General features: G+C 43.5%; 13 protein-coding genes. 10 read left to right on the top strand and 3 right to left on the bottom strand.

The features are described 5' to 3' along the window. Positions 1-41: 41 nt before the first annotated feature. Complete coding sequence (locus ACTXGH_RS13505; protein ID WP_439297136.1) at positions 42-1,757, bottom strand: mechanosensitive ion channel; 1,716 nt, start codon at positions 1,755-1,757, stop codon at positions 42-44. 427 nt (positions 1,758-2,184) lie between these two features. Here ACTXGH_RS13505 and ACTXGH_RS13500 point away from each other — a divergent pair, with 427 nt between their 5' ends. Continuing rightward, positions 2,185-2,916, top strand: a complete 732-nt coding sequence (locus tag ACTXGH_RS13500) for an FKBP-type peptidyl-prolyl cis-trans isomerase (protein ID WP_439262940.1) — start codon at positions 2,185-2,187, stop codon at positions 2,914-2,916. 121 nt (positions 2,917-3,037) lie between these two features. Here the strand turns inward: ACTXGH_RS13500 and argA are convergent, their stop codons facing one another. Continuing rightward, on the bottom strand, positions 3,038-4,360 hold the full coding sequence (argA, locus tag ACTXGH_RS13495; protein ID WP_439262942.1) for an amino-acid N-acetyltransferase: 1,323 nt from the start codon (positions 4,358-4,360) through the stop codon (positions 3,038-3,040). Positions 4,361-4,739: 379 nt separating this feature from the next. Between argA and ACTXGH_RS13490 the strand changes: the two genes are divergently transcribed. After that, entirely contained in the window at positions 4,740-5,333 is a 594-nt protein-coding gene (locus tag ACTXGH_RS13490) for a hypothetical protein (RefSeq protein WP_439262944.1), read from the top strand. A gap of 74 nt (positions 5,334-5,407) precedes the next feature. Here ACTXGH_RS13490 and ACTXGH_RS13485 read toward each other — a convergent pair whose 3' ends face one another. Then, entirely contained in the window at positions 5,408-6,418 is a 1,011-nt protein-coding gene (locus ACTXGH_RS13485; RefSeq protein WP_439297137.1) for a patatin-like phospholipase family protein, read from the bottom strand. Positions 6,419-6,676: 258 nt separating this feature from the next. Here ACTXGH_RS13485 and recG point away from each other — a divergent pair, with 258 nt between their 5' ends. From recG to ACTXGH_RS13445, 8 genes are all read left to right on the top strand, one after another. After that, on the top strand, positions 6,677-9,037 hold the full coding sequence (recG, locus tag ACTXGH_RS13480; RefSeq protein ID WP_439297138.1) for an ATP-dependent DNA helicase RecG: 2,361 nt from the start codon (positions 6,677-6,679) through the stop codon (positions 9,035-9,037). A gap of 450 nt (positions 9,038-9,487) precedes the next feature. Beyond that, entirely contained in the window at positions 9,488-10,771 is a 1,284-nt protein-coding gene (locus ACTXGH_RS13475) for an efflux RND transporter periplasmic adaptor subunit (RefSeq protein WP_439297139.1), read from the top strand. Next, positions 10,768-13,875, top strand: coding sequence for an efflux RND transporter permease subunit (locus tag ACTXGH_RS13470; protein ID WP_439297140.1), 3,108 nt, complete (start codon positions 10,768-10,770; stop codon positions 13,873-13,875). The genes ACTXGH_RS13475 and ACTXGH_RS13470 overlap by 4 nt, the downstream gene beginning before the upstream one ends. 89 nt (positions 13,876-13,964) lie before the next feature. Next, positions 13,965-14,591 carry a YceI family protein gene (locus ACTXGH_RS13465; RefSeq protein ID WP_443561774.1) on the top strand — a complete coding sequence of 209 codons (627 nt, stop codon included), beginning with the start codon at positions 13,965-13,967 and terminating at the stop codon, positions 14,589-14,591. A gap of 257 nt (positions 14,592-14,848) precedes the next feature. After that, the gene (locus ACTXGH_RS13460) at positions 14,849-15,856 is read left to right on the top strand and encodes a DUF1852 domain-containing protein (protein WP_439297141.1); all 1,008 of its coding nucleotides are present in this window, start codon (positions 14,849-14,851) and stop codon (positions 15,854-15,856) included. 191 nt (positions 15,857-16,047) lie between these two features. Beyond that, complete coding sequence (locus ACTXGH_RS13455; RefSeq protein WP_439297142.1) at positions 16,048-17,106, top strand: methionine synthase; 1,059 nt, start codon at positions 16,048-16,050, stop codon at positions 17,104-17,106. 79 nt (positions 17,107-17,185) lie between these two features. Beyond that, a complete protein-coding gene (locus ACTXGH_RS13450) occupies positions 17,186-17,689 on the top strand; it encodes a flavin reductase (protein ID WP_439297143.1) in 504 nt (167 codons plus the stop codon). A gap of 43 nt (positions 17,690-17,732) precedes the next feature. Further along, positions 17,733-18,566: a sulfite exporter TauE/SafE family protein gene (locus tag ACTXGH_RS13445; protein ID WP_439262960.1), complete on the top strand. Its 834-nt coding sequence runs from the start codon at positions 17,733-17,735 to the stop codon at positions 18,564-18,566. The last annotated feature ends 277 nt before the right edge of the window (positions 18,567-18,843 follow it).

Below are 18,843 nucleotides of genomic sequence, written 5' to 3'. Positions count from 1 at the left end.
AGCTGTCTTTTTTATATTGGAACAATAGCTATCGTTAACCTTTATTTCAGATTATCGTTGTCATCGATATCAGTAAAGTCTGTACCTGAACCTAAGTTTGAACCTGTGTCTGTATCGCTATCACGTGTCTCTACATGAGTGATATCTACATGATCACTGCCAAGCTTAGTGGTGTCAACTACGTCTGTGTGCAATTCGCTAGTCGATGGGCTAGTAGAAGCAGTAGGCGTATTATCACGAACTGAGTCAGCAACTTTTTCCTGAGTCGACGAGCTGGTATGAACAGTAGACTTCGCTTCTGCTTTGTCCTGTTCTTTATCCATTTTGTCTTGCATTTTACGTAGGAAACGAGCAGCGGCTTCTTGGCCACCAAGACCAAACGATAGAGCGAAAGCAACGGCTACAGCACCTAATGTTAAGCCAAATGCCAGGTTCACAATAGAGTCAGCGATACCCATCGCTTTTAGGCCCATTGCTAACACTAAGCCCATGATCAATACGCGTACAATATTGGCTAAAAATTGTGAGCCTTTCTCAGAACGCTCAACGACACCAGCAATGATATTGGCAAGCCAAAAACCGATGAATAGAATGATCGCACCTAAGATGATGTTTGCACCGAAGGCGATAAACATCGTGATGATAGCTGAAATAGGTTCAAAACCAAGCAAATCAGCTGCCGCGATTGCAGCAAACAACATAGCAAAGAAGATAATGGCATAGCCGACTAGATCAGAGATCTTTTTGTCGCCCATGGTTTCTTGCAGGCCAACTTTAGCAGGTAATTGGTTGACCTGAGTATTCTCGATCAAGCCTTTGATAATGTCTGCTACCATACGTATGACATAATAAGTCACAACAAGGATCGCTATAGCCATGAAAATGTTAGGCAATGCTTCCATAATCTTATTAAGCATATTAGTCGCTGGACGAGCGATCACTTCAATTTTTAGAGCATTTAATGCAGCGATTACAGTTGGGATGATAACAACCAAAAACGCTAAAGAACCAGCAATATTAGGTAAGCTGTTTTCTTCACTCAAACCTGCTTTTGTAGCCAATGCTTGTACATTAAAGGTAGATACAAGGTTGGTCACGATACCGCGTACGACTTTGGCGATGATATAACCCACCACAAAAACCACAATAGCGATAAGAATATTAGGAATAAAGCTAAAGATTTTGTCAACCATATTGGTCAATGGAGCAAACAAACCATCAAGCTCTAATTGGCCAAGTACCATTGTCAATACAACCAACAAAATAAACCAATAAACCATATCAGCAATAGTGCTGCTCATTGGTTTAACGCCAGCTTGAGCACTTAAACGCTCGTCCATAGTCGTCTTTGACAAAGCAGTGTTAAGCGCCGTACGCACAACAGTTGCAATAACCCAACCAATGATACCAACAGCAATAGCGCCAATAAGATTTGGAATAAAGGCGAGTACTTGATTAACCATATTTGCAAACGGTGCTGAAATTGAATTTAAGTTTAACTGAGTCAATGCGCCTGAAATAGCAATAACGAAGATAAACCAGAAAACGACTTTAGAGATAATACCTTCTAAATCGTAGGTTTTGCCTGTAGAAGAATTCATACGCTGATTTAAATTGACCTTAGCCAATACATTGCGTACCAAAGCTGCGATGCCAAGGGCAACGAGCCAACCGATCACGAAGATCAAAATAGCACCAATGATGGAGCCAATAGGTCCACCAAGATAACCATTAAAAGATGCAAACATTGGGTTCATCCTGTCCTCCTTTAATCACTATATAGTAAGTCATAAAACAATCATTGATTATATTATCGACGGATACACAGTAGTTTAAAAATAGTATTGTTGTATTTAACGTTGTTGACTAATTTAATGTTTTCTTATAAAAGTTTTGCCTAAACCATTACAAAGAAAAATAGTATTAAAAAATTACTTTAATTGACTTATCAATTTAGCTGATTAAGCTTAGCTGATATAATGATGCAGTTAAAGTTAGAATGCTTTACCTGACGCTATAATTGTGTGATAAGTTGTTATTTTTGGGGCAAGAATTAACAAAGACTGTACATTGTTATGTTAATTTTATCGGAAACATAGCTCATAAAACTAAGATTTGCTATGATAGCTGGCAAATAATATTTTAGTGTTCTTCCTAATTGATTTAACAAATTGAGAGTAATATATGAAAAAAATTACCACTTTAACTATCACTACGCTGGCCAGTGCGATGTTATTGGTTACAGGCTGTAGTACCAACAATGGCAACCAAGAAAGCGCTACTCCAAGTGTTTCTATTACTGAGCAAAGTACAGCGAAAGAAAAAGTAGGCTATAGCTTGGGCTTTATGATGGCAGAAGGTAATAAAGAAGCGGTACAAGATTTAGACCTTGATACTTTTGAGCAAGGCTTTCGTGATGGCTATGAAGGTGAAGAGTCTGCTCTGACCCAAGAGCAGATGGAAGAAGTACTAATGACGTACCAAAAAGAACAAGAAGAGAAGTTTGTTGCAGATATGCAGAACAAAGCAGAAGAGAATAAAACAAAAGGTGCTGCGTTCTTAGCAGAAAATGCTAAAAAAGAGGGCGTAAAAGAGACGGATTCTGGTCTGCAATATAAAGTACTAACAGCAGGTACGGGCAAATCACCAAAAGCGACTGACGTGGTTGAAGTAAACTACGAGGGCAAATTGATCGATGGTACTGTATTTGATAGCTCTTATGAGCGCGGCGAGCCGATCGAATTCCCATTGAACCAAGTCATCGCTGGCTGGACTGAAGGTTTACAGCTGATGAAAGAAGGCGGCAAATATGAGTTCTATATTCCATCAGATATCGCTTATGGCGAAGCTGGAAATTCAGGTATTGAACCTAATAGCACACTCATATTCACTGTTGAGCTATTAAAAGTAAAATAGCAGAAAAGTGAAATAATGCTGCGTTAAGCATATAATACTAGATAATTGAAAAAGCCCTCATATTGGATATGAGGGCTTTTTTAGTCACGGGATTTTTGTATTGTAAAATAAAGTGCCGTATTTAAAGGGTCTTTTGAAATACTTTAGAGTTGCGACCGTTATGGTACTTTTCTTGGCGAGCTTCTGGTAATGCACTAGCATTGACTTCAGCGAAGCCTTGTTCTACAAACCAGTGCGCCGTACGTGTGGTTAATACAAACAACTTATGTAGGCCATGACTGCGCGCTTGCTGTTCTAAAAATGCCAGCAAGTCTGCACCGCGGCTACCATTGCGATATTCTGGGTGCACAGCCACACAAGCAACTTCTGCTGAATCATCATTAAGTGGATATAGGGCCGCACAGCCTAAAATCATACCATCGCGCTCAATCACACTATAGTTGTCGATCTCTTGTTCTAGGCGTTCGCGTGAGCGGCTGACCAAGATACCTTGCTCTTCTAATGGTGTTAGCAGCTCAATAAGACCGACCACATCATCTATATTGGCATGACGAATCTCTTCGTATGGGTCGTGACTAATTAGCGTACCGGAGCCATCACGTGTAAACAGCTCTTCAAGTAGCGCGCCATCTTTGGCATATGAGATGATATGTGTACGATGAACACCTTGGCGACAAGCCAAACTGGCACAATGCAAGAAGTAATTAATTTCATTGTTCAAATCACGTTCTCGCAAAAAACGATCCACTTCATTTGGAATCATTTCGTGCAATAAGCGGCCGTTATCATTGATGTCAGCCTCTTCACCTAAAAAGATAAGCTTGTCTGCGCTAAGCGCCACTGCCGCACTAAGCGCCACATCTTCACTCAACAAGTTGAAAACTTCACCAGTTGCTGAGTAGCCCATTGAGCCTAAAATTACAATATGATCGTGTAGTAGGTTGTTCTTAATCGCCTCAATATCGATGGAGCGTACTTCACCTGTCATCTGATGATCGACGCCATTTCGAATACCATAAGGACGCGCAGTCACAAAGTTACCAGAAACCGCATCAATACGTGAGCCGTACATGGGCGAGTTGGCAAGCCCCATTGATAATTGGGCTTCGATCTGTAGACGAATAGCACCGACCGCTTGTAAGATAGATGGCATGGCGTTACGTGGCGTAATGCGAACGTCGTGATGTAGGGGAGAGTTGATACCAGCTTCTTGTAGATTTTTTTCTATTTGCGGACGCGCACCATGTACCAATACTAGCTTAATTCCTAAGCTATGCAACAATGCAAAGTCATGAATAAGGGTGTTAAAATTGGGATGATTGACTGCCTCACCACCAAACATAATCACGAAAGTCTTGCCGCGATGCGTGTTGATATAAGGCGCAGAGTTACGGAACCAATGGACGTATTCAGGTTTAATCTGGGGCATGGCGCTAATAGTCATAGTAGGAGCAATAATAGTAGGTATGGTAAAAGATAAGAGACATTAAAGATTTAACGAATATCAAAGATTTACCATAGCAAAAAACGTCGGTATGAGCTATCTTTTTATTTTGACGATCGCTGTTTGAATTTGGTCAGTTGTCTATATACACAACCTAAACACGGGGTTAGTATACCTATAAAAGCTTTTTGCTATGCTAAGCCCTATCACATGATCGATGACACGCATAAATTGTATTTTCAATGCATAATATAGAGTACATAACCTGTGTTTGAAAAATATGTAGGAAGAAATGCGAAGAAAGATTATAGCTTTGTCTCACAAAGAAACCTTGAGTAGTACTGTTTTACCGATACATTAACTAGGAATAACGAATATCATGAAGAAAATAAACCATTTAGCCAGTCCTTTTACTGCTTGGAGCGGTCATCGCTTATTTCAAGTCGTCGCCGGTACCCTTATCGGTGCGATGGTAGTCACAACCCAAGCGTCAGCTATGCTGCCAACACCAGAGCCTGCACTTGATGGCTCTGCTGCTGTAAAGACAGTTGCAAATGCTAATGGTAGCAACTCAAACATGCAAGCCGTTGATACCAAGATTACAGCTTCTCTTATAAGCGTGGATGCGAATGGACAAGAGACATTGGTGCCTGTAGATGCCAATACGCGCTTGCAGCCAGGTAACGTTCTAGAGTATCAAGGGTATTTTACCAATACCAACCCAGATCGGGTGCGTAAGATGACGGTTACATTGACGATTCCTGAGCAAGTGGAGCTGTTACGCGCGGTGTCTCCTGATTTTCCATACGGTAGTGTCGATGGTGATACTTTTGCTCGGATGCCGTTACGTACGCGAGTGGATAACCAACTGCAAGAGGTTGATCTCAAACATTACAAAGCAGTACGCTGGGATATCGAAGGTGTCGGTCTCAACGATACTGTCATGGTTAAATATCGTGCAAAAGTAAAATAATAGCCACAGTCGATATACTTGGTAAAATAAAAAAGCACGGCAATTAATAATTGCGGTGCTTTTTTTTGGTGACATTAAAGCGTAGCGTACTTGCTACTAGATTTTTCTTTAATAAGTTGTTTAATGCCGTTGACCTGCGGGGTAGTGGCTTGCACGCCAGCCATGATAAGTGCGCTACGCTGATTGGTATCTAACGAGCTGATATGGCCGACATCAGGGGCAATCACAATATCAGCGCGCTCGTGCTCATTACTTACAAGTGAGCGGTGACTAGTGGTTGAATAGCGAGTATTAGAGGATAGATTGTTTTCAAGTAATCCCCAAAAGCTACTTAAAGAGGTGACAGCGGGTAGTAAATTACTAGTCATATTTTTTTTACTTGATGTGGGTACAGTCACATCGACAGCGATGATAATATCAGCGCCCAAATCTCGAGCACTATCGACAGGGACTAAGCTGATCACTCCGCCATCGATATATTTTTTGCCAGTTTTTTCGGGTATGCGCGGCGCAATAAAAATATTAGGCACGCTACAAGATGCTTGAACAGCAAGGCCTGCATCTCCTGTGGTAAAGACCGCCTTTTTTAGCGTATGCTTCTCAGCAGCGATTGCGGCAAAGCGGATCGGAAAGTCTTCTATTGCGCGACCACCAACTTTAGCATTGATAAAGTTTTTGAGCTTGATGCCTTCAATAAAGCCTTGATTGGATAACACAAAGTCTGTTAACTCGCTATCAGGTGTGTTCAATGCTAATTGTTCAAGCCGCTGTGGAGTATAGCCACTGGCATATAGGCTCCCAACCAAGCTACCAACGCTGGTTCCTACCACGAGTGTCGGCGTGATACCGCTTTCTTCTAACGCCTTAATGACACCAACGTGGGCAAAACCTTTGGCTCCGCCGCCGCCTAACACTAAAGCGACGGTTGGTGCTTTTACGACTGGGTGAGATTGTGTGATCGAAGTGGATGGTCCAATGCTGTTACAAGCACTGACGACGACGCCTAGAGTCGTCAGTAGGCTTGTGCGTACGACTCTTTTATAGAAGGTTTGAGAATCTCGATTGTTGATAGGCTGAACGGACATAGAAAGGCCTTAAAAGCATTTTGAAAGCAAAAAGTATTGGTCAGATGAATGGTTGATTAAGGGTTGAGTCTATAGACGCACGATTACCAAATAGCTTAGTCTCATCAATAGTATTGTCAGCTATAATGATTAAAGTACACTTTATAGCGTATTGATTGTCGTCATAGTTAGGTATACTTTCATCATCAGTGTCATACAATAATCAAGTATAAAACATTTAAGTATGTAGAATTTAAAATAATATCTTTAAGGTTTTTGATGCCAATATCTAGCCATTCCATAGCCGACTTATCAAACATTGTGTTGCCCAAACAGTCGGCTTCAGCATTAGATATGCCAGTGACGGCGCTGGCGGGTGTTGGACCAAAAGTCTCAGAGCAATTAACGCAACTGGGTATTACACGGATTTTTGATTTATTGCTCCATTTGCCGCGAGATTATGAAGACCGTAGCCGACTCGTATCTATCGCAGATGTAGGACATGGGCAAGCGGCATTAATCACGGGGCGGGTGGTACATGTCGAGACCAAACGCAGCGGTATGACGGTGATTGTAGATGATGATACTGGCACAATCTCTCTACGCTTCTTCAAGGTTTATCGTGGTCTTGCCCAGACCATGAGTGTGGGCACGCGACTACAGCTGTTTGGGGAAGTAAAAGTCAGCCGTTACGGCAAGCAGATGCATCATCCTGAATATCAGATTTTGACTGATAGTGTCGCCATTACCAACACGGGCCTACAGCCCATCTATCCGAGCATCAAAGGCCTGCATCAAAATAAATTACGTACTTTGATTAAGCTGGCCCTACAAACCGTACGCGGCCAAGGTCTACCAATGACGCTATTTACGCCAGAGGATTTTGCTGTAGTAGCAGATTTGCCATTAGCGCCCTTTGAGCCGACTAAACTACTGGTTACAGAGACGGATTATTCAGAAGACATATTCTCCGCATTGGCGCGTAGTGTGCCAGACAACGCTGCTACTGACCACGTTAACAAAGCTGGTGTGACTACTTATGACGCAAGTAACAAAGGCAATTCGATCGCCGTTAGTGGCGCTCATAACAATGCTCACAGCAATGTTTACAACTTAACAATATTTGAAGCGTTGGTGCTACTGCATACACCGCCTACTTATACCGACGCTGGGCAACAATATAAATTGCTAACCCAGCTAAGTGCCCGTACGCATGCGGCTTGTCAGCGCCTTATTATCGAAGAGCTAACCGCGCATCAACTCAGTCTGTTATATCGCCGTCAGCAGCTGCACCAGTATAAAGCGCCCAAATGCACCACTCAAAGCCCATTGGCTAATAAGTTATTTGCAGCATTACCCTTTGATCTAACCGGTGCGCAGCAGCGTGTGATGAAAGATATTACCACTGATATGGCGACTTCTATTCCAATGCTGCGATTGGTGCAGGGTGATGTAGGTGCAGGTAAAACTTTAGTCGCAGCAGGCGCAGCGGGCTACGCGCTTGATAGCGGCTGGCAGGTGGCGGTCATGGCACCGACTGAGATTTTAGCAGAACAGCACTTGTTAAACTTTAAACAGTGGTTTGAGCCGTTGGGTATCCAAGTCGGTTGGCTGGCTGGCAAACAAACCGCAAAGCAGCGCCGCGAAGCGTTAGAAGCCGTGAGCGAAAATACGGTGCAAGTGGTGGTCGGTACTCATGCCTTATTTCAAGAGCAGGTACAATTTGCCAAATTGGGCTTAGTCATTATTGATGAGCAGCATCGTTTTGGGGTTGAGCAGCGCATGGCCTTGACCAATAAAGGTGTGGCGAATAGTACGCCGCATCAGCTTATTATGACCGCAACGCCTATTCCGCGTACGCTCGCGATGAGTGTCTATGGCGACATGGACACCTCAATTATCGATGAGCTACCACCCGGGCGTACACCGATTACGACCGTGACCATTGATCGCAACCGCCGCGATGAAGTGATCGAACGCATCGCGATTAATTGTGAGGCAGGTAGGCAAGCGTACTGGGTGTGCTCCTTGGTAGAAGAGTCGAGCGTACTCGATGCGCAAGCCGCTGAAGCGACTTTCGAGGACTTAAATGAGCGTTTGGATATTCGTATTGGCCTTGTACATGGCAAGATGAAGTCCGCTGATAAACAAGCCATCATGCAAGAGTTTAAAGCGGGCAGCCTTGATTTGTTGATTGCTACAACGGTCATCGAAGTCGGCGTTGATGTACCGAACGCGTCGTTGATGGTCATCGAAAACGCCGAGCGTTTGGGTCTGTCGCAACTCCATCAATTGCGTGGTCGCGTTGGGCGTGGCTCGACCAAGAGTTTCTGCGTATTGCTATACCAAAAGCCATTGTCGGATACAGGTACAGAACGTCTTAATGTATTACGCGATAGCACCGATGGTTTTGTGATTGCGCAAAAAGATCTTGAGCTACGCGGGCCGGGTGAGCTACTTGGCAAACGCCAAACGGGTAATGTAGGCTATTATCTGGCGGATTTGATTCGTGATGAGCAGTTATTTGCCATTGCTCAGCGTTTGGCCAAGCATTTAATTGCAGACCCCACGCGTAAAGCTGATGTCAGCCAGCTGATACATCGCTGGATGCCTGAGGCCAGCCGCTATACTAATGCTTAAGAAGGCGTATAAGATAGTTTGGTAAGTAGGACTTTAACCATGTATAAACTATAGATGCAAAAACAATAGTCAGTGCTATCCTTTTCTATGTATCTGACCAATTTGTATATTTTAAAAGAAGTTTTATTTAGAGATTTCTTCACTCTTATATTTTCTTGTTCTTATATTTTTTAGCCTTTTTTTGTGAGTCATGAAAGGCTCTTTAGTTAATCATACAATTCCCCACTCATAGACTCCTACATCTATATTCTTATTACTGCACGTTTACTTCATATTCTAACGATAGTTCTTAGTGAGTTATTGATAAAAAAGGATAAACGACAGTTGACCTGTTAGTACGATAGACTACAATGCAAAAAGCGTTCAATAATATAAACTGTCTATATCACCCCGCTAAAAATTAACGTTTATCCTCTTTTTTATCAATGTGCTTGTTTATAGAGACCAACTATGAGTGACCTTCAAGACCCTAATGATAAGCAAGTGTCTAATTCTACACCTGAGTCTGAGTTGCCGCCTTATCTCAACCCTGATATGCCCAAGCATGAACCTTCGTCAAAGCTACCAGTGTGGCTATTGCCTGTACTGGTAACAGTGCTGGTCATTGGTGTGCTGTTAGGAAAATATTGGGGTGGCAATGACTCGACTACGGATGAGTCGACCGTTGTCTCTGGGACACAAAGTGATAAGGTGCTTATTGATACCGATAGCGATCAAGCAGTTTTAACGGTCGAAACCGTACAGCCGAGTCAAGATAGTGTCGGCAATACGCTAACAGCTGACGGTACGATTAGTGCCAAGGATATTGCCACCGTCAGTGCCAAGGTCAATGGGGTGGCGATTGAACGAGTATTGGTCGAAGAGGGAACACGCGTTAAAGCTGGTCAAGTTTTGGCAATATTCGATACCGACGCGATGGAGCAGCAGGTCTTGCAAGCAGAAGCAGACGTGGCCGAAGCCGAAGCCACGCTTGCCAATGCGAGTGCAGATGCGGCACGTGTGCTACCGCTACTTGATATCGATGCTATCAGTAAACAAGAGGCGGACCGTTACCGTACTTCTGAGATTCGTGCTAGAGCATCCTTGCAAGCCTCAAAAGCGCGCTTAAGCAATCAGCGCCTAAATCTTGAGAATGCCAACGTCGTCGCGCCAGTGAGTGGGGTAATCAGTGACAAGATGGCTGAGGTCGGCATGGTCGCAGGTGGCGAGCCATTATTTACGATTATTAAGGGGGGCATTTTAGAGTGGCGTGCTGATATCGACCCTAAGCTTATTGGTGATGTAAACGTGGGTACGCCTGTTAAAGTCAGCTTGCCAAGAGATCAAGCAGTAATGGGACAAGTCAGTCGTATCGCGCCGACAGCGGATAATAATCGTCAAATTACTATTTATGCAAGCTTAAATGACAATTCTGCAGCGCGTGCAGGTATGTACCAAACCGGTGAGTTTTTGCTCGGTAGCGAGAGCATGCAAACGGTGCTCAATAGCGCTATTGTCAGCAACGATGGCTATGATTATGTGATGCTAGTGACGGATATCAAAACCCAGAATGACAAAACGGTTGGACGTATTCAACAGCAGCGTGTGACCCTAGGAAATCGTATTGGCGACAGCGCCATACTTGCAGAGCCCTTAGCGAGCGATACTAGAGTAGTCAAGCAAGGCGGTAGTTTTTTAAATGATGGTGACTTAGTACGCATTGTGGAAAATAGAGCTGTGCAGGCAACATCATGAATATGAATGTATCTACCTATTCAATTAAAAACCCGCTTGTTGCGATTTTATTATTTGTCTTGCTAACACTCGGTGGTTTGTTTGGCTTTCAACAAATGAAAGTGCAGCAGTTCCCTGATATTGATTTACCAGCGGTCGTAGTGACGGTTACTTTGCCGGGAGCCGCACCGTCACAGCTCGAAAATGATGTGGCTAAAAAGATTGAAAACAGGCTAACCAGTATTGAGGGTATTAAGCACATTCGTACTACCTTACAAACTGGCGCAGCTACTATCGCTACTGAATTTGTGTTAGAAAAAGATATTCAAGAAGCTATGGACGATGTGCGTTCAGCTGTCGGTGAGGTACGTGGAGACTTACCAGCAGCTGCTAATGATCCTATTATTACCAAGGTGTCGACAGCAGGATTTCCAGTAGTCACCTATTCTGTGACTGGGAATAATATGAGTGTTGAGGACTTATCATGGTTCGTTGATGACACCATTACCAAGCGCTTATCTGATATTCAAGGGGTAAGCGCTATTAGTCGGATTGGTGGTCTTGAGCGTGAGATTACCGTTGCCGCTGACCCTATCATGCTTAGTGGTTTGCAACTCTCCATCCCTCAATTGTCTCAGCAGATCGCTGGTATTCAGCAAGACAGCGCAGGCGGGGAAGCTGAAGTTGGTACTACGACTCAAACCATTCGGGTGTTGGGTGCAGTAGAACGCGCTCGCGAGCTTAACGATTTACAGATTGCCGTCCCTACTGGAGGCACGCAAGCGTTAGGCCGTATGGCTGAAGTGATGGATGGCGCGGCTGATCCTAGCTCTGTTGCCAAATTAGATGGCGAAACCGTGGTTGCCTTTAACATCACTCGTTCACGCGGTGCCAGTGAAGTTGAAGTTACCAAAAGAGTGGATGCGGCACTGGCGCAGTTAAGTGCTGAGATGACTAATATCGAGGTCGAAAAAGTCTACGACCGTGCGACCCCAGTAGAAGAGGACTATAAGTCTTCATTACGTATGTTGATTGAAGGCGGTATTCTAGCAGTCGTCGTCGTGTTCTTATTTTTACGCAATATTCGTGCAACGATTGTCGCCGCTGTAGCCTTGCCATTGTCGGTCATTCCTACCTTTTTGGGTATGTATCTATTTGATTTTAGCCTTAATATTATCTCGTTATTGGCGTTATCACTTGTCATCGGTGTGTTGGTCGATGATGCTATCGTTGAGGTCGAAAACATTATCCGCCATTTACGGATGGGTAAAACGCCTTATGAAGCGGCAATGGAAGCCGCTGATGAAATTGGGCTTGCAGTCATTGCCACTACCTTTACCTTAATTGCGGTGTTTTTACCTACAGCCTTTATGGGCGGTGTGGTTGGGCAGTTCTTCCGCCAGTTTGGTTGGACAGCGGCGATGGCTATTTTTGCTTCGCTATTGGTCGCACGCTTGATTACCCCTATGATGGCAGCCTACATTTTGCGACCAGAAAAACACCGGGTCGAAAAACAAAGCGCCTTGATGACCTGGTATCTAAAGATAGTATCCTGGACACTTCATCATCGCTGGTTAACTATGGGGGCTACCTTATTATTATTTGTAGGGTCATTAGCCCTAGTGCAGCTACTACCGACTTCATTTATTCCTGATAATGACATTGATCAAACGCGAGTAGGGATTGAGCTGACGCCTGATGTTGAGCTTGAAGATACCGAGCAGGTGACCGCATTGGCACGTGAGCGTATTTTAGCATTGCCTGAAGTTGCCCATGTTTTTTCTTCAGTTGGACAAGCACAAGAGGCGATGGGGCCAAACAGCTCTAGTGGTAGTGGTGGCGCAAAAAACATCGCCAGTTTAGATATTGTTTTGACACCGCGTGCCGAACGGATACCCAAAAAGGAGATTGAACAACATATTAGCGCCATATTAACAGAAGTGCCCAGTGCACGCTTTACAGTAGGGCTATCAAGTGGCGGCGAGACAGGGTATAGCTTTTCGTTGACCAGTACCAATCCGCAAGTGTTGGAGCAGACTGCGCAGCAAATTATGACAGATATCCGCGCATTACCAATTGCAGGCGCGGTCACCAGTGATCGCAGCTTACCGCAACAAGAGCTGACTGTAACCCCTAATCGGCTAGCAATGGCAGATAAAGGCGTCACTACACAAGATATCGCAACCACCTTACGAATCGCGACAGTGGGTGATTATGAGCAGCGCCTATCCAAGCTGAATTTGGATACGCGGCAGATTCCTATTGTGGTGCGCTTGCCTGATGTAGCCAAACAAAACGTCAATCAGTTAGAAGGCTTGTATGTACCTAGTACAAACCCAACCGGACAAGGTGTGCGTGTCGGCGAAGTGGCTGACCTCAATTTTGGTACAGGGCCTGCAAAGATCAGCCGTCTTGACCGTGAACGTTCAATCACGATTACGGTGCAGCCTGGTACAGGTGAGCTTGGTGAATTGGTAGATGCAGTCAAAAACACCCCTACCATGCAGCAACTCCCAGCCTCTATTACGATGATTGCACAGGGCCAAGCGGAAAACATGGCTGAGCTATTTAGCGGTTTTGTCATTGCCATGTCGGTGGGTATTATTTGTATCTTAGGCGTCTTAATTCTACTTTTTGGGAAGCTTTTACAACCCTTTACTATCTTAATGGCGCTGCCGTTATCGATAGGCGGTGCATTCGTGGGTTTGGTCATTACAGGCAGTAGTCTATCGATGCCGTCGATGATCGGTTTTATTATGCTGATGGGTATCGCCACCAAAAATTCTATTTTATTAGTCGATTATGCCATTATTGCGCAAAACAGAGGCTTAGCACGTTTTGAGGCTATCATCGATGCCTGTCGCAAGCGCGCCCGTCCTATCATTATGACCACTATTGCAATGGGTGCTGGCATGTTGCCGCTCGTGTTTGGCTGGGGTGATGCTGATCCTACCTTTAGGCGTCCGATGGCGGCTGCTGTGTTAGGCGGTCTAGTAACCTCAACGCTATTAAGTTTGGTCGTAATTCCAGTCGTATATACTTTGATGGATGACTTGTCAGGGTGGTTTGCTAAATGGTTGATCCCGCATGGTAAAGATAATAATCCGGTCGTTGAAAAATCATAGTATGAAAGCGTGTTATAAGTCATAAATGAGAGTAGGCTAGAAGCTAGGTAGTAAAACTAATCAGCTATTATCAATAAAGGACTATAGAGATGAGCCGATTTGCACTTTCTAAAATGAAATGTTCTAAAACGACATGCAGGTACGTCAAATTTTTAGGAGCGTTATCATTAATTATAGGTAGTATGACTGGTAGTCATGCTGCTAGCTATTTGCTAGAACCTGCAAATAGCAATGTACGCTTCGCTATCGATCATTTTAATACCTCAACTAATACGGGTGGCTTTTATAATCTGACCGGACAGCTAGAATACGACCAAAAGGCGTACACTGGCAATGTCTCTTTAGTCATTCCCATTAACACTTTAAATACAGGTAATAAAGCCTTTGATATCATCCTTAGAAGCGATGAATTTTTTGATATGAACAAGTATCCGCTAGCTTACTTTAAGTCTACTAAGTGGCATTTCGCTGATGACAATACGGGCGATGTGACCCGAGTCGATGGGGAGTTGACTATTCGCGATATTACTCATCCAGTAACGCTAACCGCTACTAAGTTCAATTGTTATTTTAGTTTTATAGCGAAAGGCTCAGTATGTGGTGGTGATTTTACGACAACCATTGACCGCAGAGAGTGGGATATCAGTAAGTATACGCGGCTAGGTATTACTGAACAGGTGGATTTAAATATTCAGATTGAGGCGGCTAAGCAGTAGTTTTTTGACTACCACTCTTTTAGTATAATAACTAATCGATAAAGGCCAAGACTTATTAGATAAGTTTTGGTTTTTTTTATGTCATTGAACCATCATTTGCCATACTATCGTTGCTCTCTTCTTTTATGTTCTAACCTTACTAAGATGAATAATATTCATCTTAAATTTAAATAGTATCGTTTTTATTCATGTCAGAGTTTGGGTATGATCTACCTCATACACAAATTTGGTTTTATCTTGAATAAAGGCAATCTATCATGAGTAAACAATTTACATATTCCATCTCGAGCATTCGTTTTGATGAAAACTATCAGCCTGCAGATAGCACACGTCTGACGACTAACTTTGCGAATTTGGCACGTGGCGAGAGTCGTCAAGAGAACTTACGCAAAACACTGACTATGATAAATAACCGTTTTAATGATCTCGCGCATTGGGATAACCCAACCGCCGACCGTTATTCTGTTGAAGTTGATATCATCTCTGCAGACTTAGATATCGAAGGCAATGGCCATACGTTCCCAGTCATTGAGACGCTGAAAACAACGATTATCGACCATAAAGAAAACAAGCGTATTGATGGCATGATTGGCAACAGCTTCTCATCTTACGTGCGTGATTATGACTTTAGCATCGTACTGCCAGCACATTTTGAGAAAAACCCAAAATCGCCACCAGCAGACGATTTTGGTGATTTGCACGGCAAACTGTTTCAACATTTATTGAACTCAGAAGCCTATCAAACCAACTTTAACAAACAACCTGTTATTTGCCTGAGTGTGTCAAGCAGTAAAGTCTATCAGCGTACAGGCAATCAGCATCCTGTATTAGGGGTTGAATACAAGCAAGATGAGTACTCCTTAACCGATGACTATTTCCATAAAATGGGCTTAACGGTGCGCTATTTCATGCCTGAAGGTAGTGTGGCGCCTTTAGCGTTTTACTTCGCCGGCGACTTGTTGAGTGATTACACCGATTTGGAACTTATCAGTGCTATCAGTACGATGGAGACCTTCCAAAAGATTTACCGCCCTGAAATTTATAATGCTAACTCAACCGCGGGTCACGTATATCAGCCAAGTTTAAAGTATCAAGATTATTCACTGACTCAAATTGTCTATGACCGCGAAGAGCGCAGCCAGATGGCAGTGACGCAAGGTAAATTTACCGAAGATGAGTTTATTAAGCCCTATCAAGCCATTCTTGGTGAGTGGGCGACAAGCTATAACACGCAACAACCTATCACAAAAAAGTGTGCTGCGTAATGGTATGTCGTTCGCCAAGATATGAAGCGAGTTCGGTGTAGAAACCATTTAGTGAGACTGTTATACATTTTTCTTGCTTGCTGTGTCTACGCTGACAGAGGCTACAAAAAATATATAACAGTCACTTCTCGAAGCACCATACATTTACTTAGTATTTACTATAAAAACCAAAATATAAAAGATAAATTAATATGACAACATTATCATCAAAAGTATTATTACCAACCTCAACCGCGGGCAGCTTACCAAAACCTTCTTGGTTGGCAGAACCTGAGAAAATCTGGTCACCTTGGGCATTAGAAGGGGAGCAATTGAGTGAAGCCAAAGAAGATGCACTACGTTTGACATTGCAAGAACAGAGACATGCAGGGATAGATATCGTTAGTGATGGCGAGCAGACCCGCCAGCATTTTGTGACCACCTTTATTGAACATCTAGATGGTGTGGATTTTGAAAATCGTAAAACGGTCAAAATCCGTGATCGTTATGAGGCGAGTGTGCCGTCAGTCGTGGGTGCGGTGAGCCGTCAAAGACCAGTATTTGTGGACGATGCTAAATTTCTACGTCAGCAAACCAATCAACCAATCAAATGGGCGCTGCCTGGCCCAATGACGATGATTGATACGCTGTATGATAGCCATTATAAAAGCCGTGAAAAACTGGCTTGGGAATTTGCCAAAATTCTCAATCAAGAAGCCAAAGAGTTAGAGGCAGCTGGGGTGGATATCATCCAGTTCGATGAACCTGCCTTTAATGTGTTCTTTGATGACGTCAATAACTGGGGTATTGCCACGTTAGAGCGTGCAATAGAAGGTCTAAAGTGTGAAACGGCGGTGCATATTTGCTACGGCTATGGCATCAAAGCTAATAATGACTGGAAAAAGACACTGGGCTCCGAGTGGCGTCAATATGAGCAAGCATTTCCTAAACTGCAACAATCTAATATCGATATTGTCTCTTTAGAGTGTCAAAACTCACATGTGCCGATGGATTTGATTGAATTGATTCGCGGTAAAAAAGTGATGATCGGTGCCATTGATGTGGCAACCAATACCATTGAGACACCTGAAGAAGTTGCCGATACGCTACGCAAAGCCCTGCAATTCGTCGATGCAGATAAGCTCTATCCTTCGACCAATTGCGGCATGGCACCTTTATCTCGCCAAGTGGCAAGCGGCAAATTGCAAGCGTTAAGTGCAGGCGCGGCAATCGTACGAAAAGAGCTGACGGATCAGTTAAAAGGTCACTAGTTTTTGTAGGCTGGTTTTTTAACCCAGTATGATAATCTTGCAAAATATATAAGCAATAACCAAATTTAAGAGATACATGATGATAGAAGCGAGCGACTTTAAAAATGCTATGGCGCTATTAACGACAGCGGTGAATGTGATCACGACTAAAGGCGTGTCCGGCAGTCATGGTTTTACTGCATCCGCTGTTTGTAGCGTCAGCGATACGCCGCCAACTTTGCTGGTCTGTATGAATACAGCGGCACGCTCGCACGCGCATTTTGTAGAGAATAAAATCTTAACGGTTAATGTGCTAGGCGCGCAGCATGAGTATTTATCCAATGCCTTTGCCTCTAGGTTAAGTGCAAAGGAGCGCTTTGCGCAGGGCGCTTGGACTGAGCTAGTCACTGGCGCGCCTGTTTTACAAGATGCGTTGGTGAGCTTTGATTGCGTCATTGAGGACATTCAGCAAGTGGGCACCCATAGTGTGTTTATGTGCCGAGTAGTCGCTATCAACCAATCTGAGCAAGACTCTGAGAGTGGCGAGAGTTTGGTCTATTTTAATCGCGCTTATCATCACGTTAGTCAAATACAAATGGCTTAAGTGATTCACCATTCAACTTCATTCAACTAAAAAGTACTCACCTGTGGAATTATTCATTTTTTTAATCATTGGCGCGCTAGCAGGGTTTGCAGCAGGGCTTTTTGGCGTAGGTGGCGGTACTATCATTGTACCGCTGCTATTTATTGTCTTTACCCAAATGGATTTCCCTGCTGATAACGTCATGCATCTGGCATTGGGTACCTCCCTTGCGACTATTATTATCACCTCTATCAGCTCGCTGATGGCGCACCATAAAAAAGGCGGCGTCATGTGGCCGGTCTTTAAAAACCTCGCCCCCGGTTTGGTGCTTGGTTGTTTTTTGGGCGCAGGAATTGCGGGACAGATATCTGGGTTATATCTTCAGCTTATCGTTGGCGTGTTTTTACTGTGGGTCGCCTATAAGATGTTTTTAGGTGGTAAAAAACAGGTCGCTAGTCATGCTAATGATGTCAGTAATACCAACCATAACAATATAGTACTACCCTCAAAACCTAAACAATTGGCGGCAGGTGGGGTAATTGGCATCGCTTCTGCTATCTTTGGTATTGGTGGCGGCAGCTTAACGGTGCCTTATCTCACCCGTTATAATGTGGTCATGCAAAAGGCGGTTGGCACCTCGGCGGCGTGTGGTCTACCTATTGCCATAGCAGGCGCGTTAGGGTTTATGTTTTTTGGTATGCAACAAGAAGTGAGTGTACCTAACACCATTGGTTTTGTGCATGTTTATGCCTTTTTGGGTGTCAGTATTATGAGCTTTTTTACGGCCAAAGTCGGCGCAAAAGTCGCTCATATGCTTTCACCGCAATTATTGAAAAAGTGTTTTTCAGTATTGTTATTCGTAGTTGGGCTTTATTTTCTTTATAAGGCGTTGGTTTGAGTATTTATATTGGTGTATTTAAAATTACGAATTTCTATTATGCGACTTAGTCTAATAAGAGTAGTTCTACTATAACAGTCTATTTTAAGTGGTCTGTTAATCGATTTTTGATGCCTTTTAGATGGTTCCTCTAGGGTACGCCTATAAAAGACTACAACCAGATTAAAACTACAAGAAATCTTGATCTGATCGAATGTAGTGAGACTTCATAGTAGGGTACTTAGAATTCGTTAACTACAAATTGACGAGAAGCTTCCCCATCTTTCATATCATACTA

The sequence above is a fragment of the Psychrobacter sp. 1Y10 genome (assembly GCF_052259005.1).
In the GTDB taxonomy this organism is placed as follows: domain Bacteria; phylum Pseudomonadota; class Gammaproteobacteria; order Pseudomonadales; family Moraxellaceae; genus Psychrobacter; species Psychrobacter saeujeotis.
This window is presented reverse-complemented; position numbering and strand designations above follow the sequence as displayed.

Coding starts and splice junctions, on each gene's coding strand:
- ACTXGH_RS13505 (WP_439297136.1), bottom strand. CDS start 1,757: ATGAACCCAATGTTTGCATCTTTTAATGGTTATCTTGGTGGACCTATT.
- ACTXGH_RS13500 (WP_439262940.1), top strand. CDS start 2,185: ATGAAAAAAATTACCACTTTAACTATCACTACGCTGGCCAGTGCGATG.
- argA (WP_439262942.1), bottom strand. CDS start 4,360: ATGACTATTAGCGCCATGCCCCAGATTAAACCTGAATACGTCCATTGG.
- ACTXGH_RS13490 (WP_439262944.1), top strand. CDS start 4,740: ATGAAGAAAATAAACCATTTAGCCAGTCCTTTTACTGCTTGGAGCGGT.
- ACTXGH_RS13485 (WP_439297137.1), bottom strand. CDS start 6,418: ATGTCCGTTCAGCCTATCAACAATCGAGATTCTCAAACCTTCTATAAA.
- recG (WP_439297138.1), top strand. CDS start 6,677: ATGCCAATATCTAGCCATTCCATAGCCGACTTATCAAACATTGTGTTG.
- ACTXGH_RS13475 (WP_439297139.1), top strand. CDS start 9,488: ATGAGTGACCTTCAAGACCCTAATGATAAGCAAGTGTCTAATTCTACA.
- ACTXGH_RS13470 (WP_439297140.1), top strand. CDS start 10,768: ATGAATATGAATGTATCTACCTATTCAATTAAAAACCCGCTTGTTGCG.
- ACTXGH_RS13465 (WP_443561774.1), top strand. CDS start 13,965: ATGAGCCGATTTGCACTTTCTAAAATGAAATGTTCTAAAACGACATGC.
- ACTXGH_RS13460 (WP_439297141.1), top strand. CDS start 14,849: ATGAGTAAACAATTTACATATTCCATCTCGAGCATTCGTTTTGATGAA.
- ACTXGH_RS13455 (WP_439297142.1), top strand. CDS start 16,048: ATGACAACATTATCATCAAAAGTATTATTACCAACCTCAACCGCGGGC.
- ACTXGH_RS13450 (WP_439297143.1), top strand. CDS start 17,186: ATGATAGAAGCGAGCGACTTTAAAAATGCTATGGCGCTATTAACGACA.